6 protein-coding genes are annotated in these 6,857 nt (G+C 72.9%); 4 read left to right on the forward strand and 2 right to left on the reverse strand.

All coding sequences use genetic code 11. From position 1 onward, the window contains the following. Positions 1-103: 103 nt before the first annotated feature. Complete coding sequence (locus LQ327_RS10835; RefSeq protein WP_230732879.1) at positions 104-1,462, forward strand: LCP family protein; 1,359 nt, start codon at positions 104-106, stop codon at positions 1,460-1,462. On the opposite strand, the gene LQ327_RS10840 is transcribed toward LQ327_RS10835, so the two are convergent. Beyond that, positions 1,459-1,797 carry a winged helix-turn-helix transcriptional regulator gene (locus tag LQ327_RS10840; protein WP_230732881.1) on the reverse strand — a complete coding sequence of 113 codons (339 nt, stop codon included), beginning with the start codon at positions 1,795-1,797 and terminating at the stop codon, positions 1,459-1,461. The two genes, LQ327_RS10835 and LQ327_RS10840, sit on opposite strands and share 4 nt — an antisense overlap. Before the next feature lie 59 nt (positions 1,798-1,856). Between LQ327_RS10840 and LQ327_RS10845 the strand changes: the two genes are divergently transcribed. Continuing rightward, on the forward strand, positions 1,857-2,609 hold the full coding sequence (locus LQ327_RS10845) for an SDR family oxidoreductase (RefSeq protein ID WP_230732883.1): 753 nt from the start codon (positions 1,857-1,859) through the stop codon (positions 2,607-2,609). A gap of 68 nt (positions 2,610-2,677) precedes the next feature. Here LQ327_RS10845 and LQ327_RS10850 read toward each other — a convergent pair whose 3' ends face one another. Then, positions 2,678-4,219: a S1C family serine protease gene (locus LQ327_RS10850; protein WP_230732885.1), complete on the reverse strand. Its 1,542-nt coding sequence runs from the start codon at positions 4,217-4,219 to the stop codon at positions 2,678-2,680. Between the two features lie 296 nt (positions 4,220-4,515). On the opposite strand from LQ327_RS10850, the gene LQ327_RS10855 reads away from it, so the two are divergent. Both LQ327_RS10855 and LQ327_RS10860 read left to right on the forward strand, forming a co-directional pair. Then, the gene (locus LQ327_RS10855) at positions 4,516-5,817 is read left to right on the forward strand and encodes a bifunctional glycosyltransferase family 2/GtrA family protein (RefSeq protein WP_230732887.1); all 1,302 of its coding nucleotides are present in this window, start codon (positions 4,516-4,518) and stop codon (positions 5,815-5,817) included. A gap of 134 nt (positions 5,818-5,951) precedes the next feature. Continuing rightward, positions 5,952-6,857, forward strand: a 906-nt coding sequence (locus tag LQ327_RS10860; RefSeq protein WP_230732889.1) for an ArnT family glycosyltransferase, incomplete at its 3' end; no start/stop codon positions are given.

Here is a 6,857-nt window from a genome sequence, read left to right on the forward strand (position 1 = left end):
GCGGGACCGGATCGACACTTGATACGTCCCACGTCACGGTGACGATCATGCGCCGAGCGGGAACCATGGTGAGGTGAGCGGAGCCACGACGGGGCGGAGGCGTGTGCGCGTCCTCGCGCGCTCGTTGCTCGTCGTGGCGTCCGTGGCCGTGCTCGCCGTCTCGGCGTTCGCCTGGGCCCAGGTGCGCATTCTGGATCGATCCACGGCGTCGGCCTCGGTCATCGGGTCGGGGGCCGGGACGGCCGCCGAACAGAACATCCTGCTGCTCGGCGTCGACAGCCGCACCGATCCGCAGGGCAATCCGCTCCCGCCCGCCCTGCTCGACGCGCTGCACGCCGGCGGGTCCGGCGACGGCGGGGACACCGCCGACTCGATCATCGTGGTCCACGTCCCCGCGGGTGGCGGACGGGCGACGGCCATCTCCATCCCCCGCGACTCGTTCGTGCAGCTCGCCGACGGGTACGGCAAGCACAAGATCAATTCCGCGTACTCCCGCGGGGTCGCGGACACCACCGACGCGCTGACCAGTGGCAGCGCGTCAGCGGGGGCACCGACCTCGGCCTACGCCCCGCAGGCGGCTCCGGCCCCGTCGCCGAACGACCCGGCCGTGCGCCGTGCCGCCCTCGCCGCGGGCGCCCGGACCACGATCGACACCGTCCAGGCGCTCACCGGACTGACGATCACCCACTTCGCGTCGGTCAACCTCGCCGGGTTCGCCGACGTCAGCCAGGCCATCGGCGGCGTCCCGGTGTGTCTGCGCGCCCCCGTCGACGATTCGTACTCCGGCCTGGCGCTCCCGGCGGGTCCGCAGCTGGTCAGCGGTACGCAGGCGCTCGCGTTCGTCCGTCAGCGACACGGCCTGGCGAACGGCGACCTCGACCGCGTCGTGCGCCAGCAGGTCTTCCTCGCCGGGGCGACCAGCAAGCTGCTCTCCGCCGGCACGCTCGCCAACCCGTTCGCGCTGAGCCGGCTGTCCGGGGTCATGGCCCGTTCGGTCACCCTCGACTCCGGGTGGGACGTGCTCTCGTTCGCCACGCAGATGCAGGGGCTCTCGGCCGGCTCGGTCACCTTCCGCACCATCCCGACGGGGACGATGGAGCTCTCCACCCCCGAGGACGGCCAGGCGGTGCAGGTGAATCCCGCGCAGGTCCGCTCCTTCGTGACCGACGCGATCGACGTCGACTCCGGGATCGCGCCGCCGCCGCAGCCCGTGCCCTCCGATGCGGCGGTGATGCGCGCCGCCTCGCAGAGCGACTCGTCGTCGTCCTCGGACTCGTCGGGCGGCTCGGACTCGTCGGGCGGCTCGGGTTCGTCAGGTGACTCGGGCAGCTCGGATTCGTCGAGCGGTTCGGATTCGTCGGGCGGCTCGGGCAGCTCGGGCGGTTCAGGGGCGACGGCGGCCGCGCCGCCCGCCCCGGTCCCGGCACCGATCACCGCCGCCGCGCCGGGGTGCGTCAACTAGGTGCGCGGCGCACCGGACGCGTGCTTCTCGCCCCAGGCGCGCAGCTCCCCGAGGACCGGCATGAGCTCCCGGCCGGCGTCGGTGAGCAGGTACTCGTCGCGCGGAGGGTGCTCCGAGTAGCGCTGCCGCTCGACCAGTCCGGAGTCCTCGAGCGAGCGCAGCCGCGCCGACAGGCTCGCGCGCGGAGCCCCGGTGTTGACCTGGATGTCGTTGAACCGCCCCACGCCGAAGCCGAGCTCGCGCAGGGCCAGCAGCGCCCAGCGATCCCCGACCAGCGTCAGGGCGTCGGCGATCCCACAGACCCGCGGTCCAGTGGGTGCAGGTTCTGAACTCACCGTGCTAGCGTACCGACGGAAGCAAGTTCAGAATCTGAACTCACTAGCGGAGGCCAGTCATGGCATCGGTACTCATCACCGGGGCGTCGAAGGGGATCGGGCGCGCCATCGCAGTCGAGGCCGGCAAGCGGGGTCACCGCGTCATAGCGACCGCGCGCGACCTGCGCACCCTCGCCGACCTCGACGTCGAGGAGCGCCTCGCCCTCGACGTCACCGACCCGCGGAGCATCGCGACGGCCGTCGCGGCGGCGGGCAGGATCGACTCGCTGATCTCCAACGCCGGCGTGATCTTCTACGCCGCCGTCGAGGCGACGCCGCCCGAGGAGCTGGCGCGGATCTTCGACCAGAACACGCTCGGCGCGCTGCGGGTCGCGCAGGCGGTGCTGCCCGGCATGCGGGAGCAGGGGCGTGGTCGGCTGCTGTTCATGTCGAGCGTGGTCGGCCGGACCGTGCTGCCGCCCGGGGCCGCGTACGCGTCGACCAAGTGGGCGCTCGAGGCCCTCGTCGAGGCGCTCGCTCTCGAGACCGCGCCGCTGGGGCTGCAGGCGGCGCTGCTGGAGCCGGGTCCGGTGAGCTCCGGTGCGCTCGACGACGTCGACTGGTTCCGGCTGCCCGGCGACCCCTACGCCCACCTCGCGCGCAACGGCGACAACGGGCGCCGCGAGTTCGTGACGCCGGAGGAGGTCGCGGCCGAGGTCGTCGACGCCGTCGAGGCCGAGCACCTGCCGCTGCGGATTCCCGTCGGAGCCCCCGCACGGGCGGTGCTCGCCGCCCGCCACGACGCGCCCGACGACGTCCCGTTCGTCCCGTAGGTGCGCTACGCGCCTGTGAGCACTCATCGCCGCCAGGGCGGCGATGAGTGCTCACGAGCCGAAGGCACCTAGCTCGAGGGCGCCCGCTCCGTGCCGAGGGTCACCGGCACCTGGCGCGGTTGACCACCCGGCGACTGCACGGTCAGCGTCACCTGGGCGCCCGGATCCTGGGTGCGGATCGCGGCGATCAGCGAGTCGCCGTCGTCGATGAGCCGGCTGTTGACCCGGGTGACGACGTCGCCCTGCTTGATCCCCGCCGCGGCGGCGGCGCCACCGGGCGTCACGGTGCCGATGGTGGCGCCGTTCTCGCTGGTCGCCCCGCTCTGGTCCTGCGCGACGCCGACGCCGAGCACCGCCTGGTTGGCGAAGCCCTGCTTCGCGAGCTGGTCGCCGATCGACTTGGCCTGGTTGATCGGGATCGCGAAGCCGAGGCCGATCGACCCGGACTGCTGGCTGCCGCTCCCGCCGCCTCCGCCGCCCGAGCCGGAGCCCAGCGACGCGATCGACGAGGTGATCCCGACGACGCGGCCGTTCATGTCGACGAGTGCGCCGCCGGAGTTGCCGGGGTTGATCGCGGCGTCGGTCTGGATCGCGTCGGAGACCGTCGCCTGTCCGGAGCCCTGACCGCCGGCCACGACCGGACGCTGCAGGGCCGAGACGATGCCCGAGGTCACCGTCCCGGAGAGGCCGAGCGGCGAGCCGACGGCGACGACGCCCTGACCGACCTGCAGCTGGCTCGAGTCGCCGATCGACACCGGGCTGAGGTTCGAGACCCCCTGGGCGCGCACGACGGCGAGGTCGGCCGTCGCGTCCGTCCCGACCACCTGGACCTGCGCGGTCTGCCCGTTCTGGAACACCGCCTGCAGCTGGGCGGACTGCGGTGACTGCTGCGGCTGCTGTTGCTGCTGCTCACCGCCGAGGAGGCCGCCGAGGCCCCCGAGCCCGCCCTGCTGCTGGGTCTGCTGCTCGCCCGCCTCGAGCACGTGGGCGTTGGTGAGGATCAGGCCGTCGGCCGAGATGACGATGCCCGAGCCCTCACCGGACGCGCCGCGCAGCTGCACGACGCTCGGGAGCACCTTCTGGGCCACCGACTCGACGGACCCGGCCGGTGCCGTCGAGCTCGCCGAGGAGGAATCGGAGCTCCCGGAGAGCACGGAGCTGCCCCCGCCACCGCCGCCGGCGCTCGCGGCCTCGTAGCCGACGACGCCGCCGACCCCGCCCGCCACGAGCAGCGCCGCGAGCGCCGCCGAGACCAGCACGAGCGGGCTACGACGAGGGCGTCCGCCCCCGCCGCCGCCCGACCCGCCGGTCGGCCACTGCCCGGTCGGCGGCGGTCCCTGCGGGGGTCCCGACGACGGCGACTGTCCCCAGCCGCCCGGGTGCTGGCCCCACGGCGAGGTGGTCTGCTCGGTGGGCTGATCGGTGCGGGGCATCGTGGCGGTGCCGCCGGACGGGTCACTCGTGCCCGGCGAGCTCCACGGGCTCGGCGAGCCCTGCGGCGATTCGTAGCGCACACCCGCGCTCGCGGACCCGTCGCGCGGGGCCGGGCCGGCGGAGTGGGCGGGTTCGCCGGGCTGTCCTGCCCTGGCGAACGGGTCCTGGTCGGTCATGGTGTCGAGCGTTCCCCTCGCGGCTGTGGGTGCCCTGCGGCTTGTCTGCAAAGTTCCTGAGATCGAGCGGCTTCACACCCGCCGTGAACAGGACACGACGGGACGATCCCACCCCGAGCGGACACAGGCAGCGCACAGCCTGTCTCCATTCCCCGGACATCGTGCCTCGCGACCCTGATGGCATGGCGTCCCCGGCCCACCTCGGCCACTCCTTCCCCGACGGACGCCTCGATCCCCACAGGTCGATCACAGGCGGGACCCACCACGCGTCCACGTCCGACTCCGACGGTGAGGACATGACCGCAGCCCTCGCTCCCGACGCCGCCGGCCCGCCGGCGGGCCCGCTCCCCGGCGGCCGTCCGTCGCCCTCGCCCCGCGCCGCCATCGAGCCCGACGGCGACACCCCCGTGCTCGATGTCGTGGTTCCGGTCTTCAATGAGGAGCGGGGGCTGGGTCCGTGTGTGCAGCGGTTGCATGCGCATCTGTGTGAGGCGTTCCCGTACCGGTTCCGGATCACGATCGCCGACAACGCCTCGACGGATCGGACCCTGTCCGTGGCGCAGGCGTTGGTGTCCCAGTACGACGAGGTGTCGGTGGTGCACCTGGAGCAGAAGGGTCGGGGGCGGGCGCTGCACACGGTGTGGTCGACCTCGGACGCGCCGGTGCTCGCGTACATGGATGTGGATCTGTCCACGGATCTGAACGCGTTGTTGCCGTTGGTGGCGCCGTTGATCTCGGGGCATTCGGATCTGGCGATCGGGTCGCGGCTCTCGCGTACCTCGCGGGTGGTGCGCGGCGCGAAGCGGGAGATCATCTCGCGGTGCTACAACGTGCTGCTGCGGGGGACGTTGCGGGCCCGGTTCTCCGATGCCCAGTGTGGGTTCAAGGCGATCCGGGCGGATGTCGCGGCGCGGTTGTTGCCGTTGGTGCAGGACACCGCGTGGTTCTTCGACACCGAGTTGTTGGTGCTGGCCGAGCGGTCGGGGTTGCGGATCCACGAGGTGCCGGTGGACTGGGTCGACGACCCGGATTCGCGGGTGGATGTGGTGGCGACCGCGGTGGCTGATCTGCGGGGGGTCGCGCGGGTGGGGAGGGCGTTGGCGACCGGGGCGTTGCCGGTGGCGCAGTTGCGGGCCGAGTTGGGGCGGGCGGAGATCGTGGGGTCGCAGGCGGATGCGGCGGCGGGGGTGGCGCCGGGGATGACCGCGCAGATGGTGCGGTTCGCGGTGATCGGGGTGATCTCGACCGCGGCGTTCCTGGGGTTGTATTCGCTGTTCCGCACCGCGATGCCGGCGCAGGTGTCGAACCTGTTCGCGTTGGTGATCACCGCGGTGGCCAACACCGCGGCGAACCGGCGGCTCACGTTCGGGATCCGCGGAAAACGCCATGCCACCCGCAGCCAGGTCGAGGGGCTGCTGGTGTTCGGGTTGGGGCTGGTGCTGACCTCCGGATCCCTCGCTCTATTAGATGTGGTGTCGCCGGGCGCGGGGCATGTCACCGAGCTGGTGGTGCTGGTGATCGCGAACGCGGTGGCGACGCTGCTGCGGTTCGTGGCCTACCGCTCCTGGGTGTTCCACCCCCGCCGCCAGTCCGCCTGAACCAGCCCCGAAGACCTGAACCAGCCCGAAGAGATGTCAGCGATGCGGCGTTGCTGACACTGGACGTCAGCAGCTCCGCATCCTCAGCTCCCCTTCCTCGACGTCCCGCCTGCGCTCCAGGAGCCATCCGCGCCATGAGCACCACCGCTGACGCGCCCGCGTCCGCCTCCCCCGACGACGAGACGGCCGTCGAGACCGTCGACCGCCCCGCCGCGCAGACCGGGCCCTCGGGCGGTCGCGGCCGGGTGGGCGGGCGTCCGGCCGACCCCGGGTGGGTCCGTCCCGTCTACTGGCTGCTGCTGCTCGCGACGACGGTCACGTACCTGTGCAACCTCGGTGCCGCGGGCTGGTCGAACTCCTTCTACGCGGCCGCGGTCCAGGCCGGGACGCAGTCGTGGAAGGCGTGGCTGTTCGGCGCCCTCGACGCCCCGGGGCTCATCACGGTCGACAAGCCCCCGGCCTTCCTGTGGGTCATGGGGCTCTCGGGACGGATCTTCGGGTTCTCGACGTGGTCGATGCTGGTCCCCGAGGCCCTCATGGGCGTCGCGTGCGTGGCGCTGGTCTACGCCCTCGCCCGCCGCTGGTCCGGCCCGCGCACCGCCCTCGCGGCCGCCGGGCTGCTGGCGTTCATGCCCGCCGCGGCGCTGATGTTCAAGTTCAACAACCCCGACGCCCTGCTCGTGCTCTGCCTGGTCGCCGCCGCCTACGTCACCGTCCGCGCGGTCGACGCCGCCGGCACCAAGGCCGGCACCTGGTGGCTGATCGCCGCCGGCGCGCTGGTCGGGCTCGGGTTCCTGACCAAGCAGCTGCAGGTCATGCTGGTCGTCCCCGGCCTGGCCCTGGTCTACCTGGTCGCCGCCCCCACCCGGCTGCGGCGGCGCATCGGTGACCTGCTCGCCGCCGGCGTCGCGATCATCGTCTCCGCCGGCTGGTACGTCGCCCTGGTCCAGCTCTGGCCCGCCTCGTCCCGGCCCTACATCGGCGGCTCCACCGACAACTCCCTGCTCGAGCTCGCCCTGGGCTACAACGGCCTCGGCCGC

The organism is Actinomycetospora endophytica (assembly GCF_021026375.1).
Taxonomy (GTDB): Bacteria; Actinomycetota; Actinomycetes; order Mycobacteriales; family Pseudonocardiaceae; genus Actinomycetospora; species Actinomycetospora endophytica.

Coding starts and splice junctions, on each gene's coding strand:
- LQ327_RS10845 (WP_230732883.1), top strand. CDS start 1,857: ATGGCATCGGTACTCATCACCGGGGCGTCGAAGGGGATCGGGCGCGCC.
- LQ327_RS10850 (WP_230732885.1), bottom strand. CDS start 4,219: ATGACCGACCAGGACCCGTTCGCCAGGGCAGGACAGCCCGGCGAACCC.
- LQ327_RS10855 (WP_230732887.1), top strand. CDS start 4,516: ATGACCGCAGCCCTCGCTCCCGACGCCGCCGGCCCGCCGGCGGGCCCG.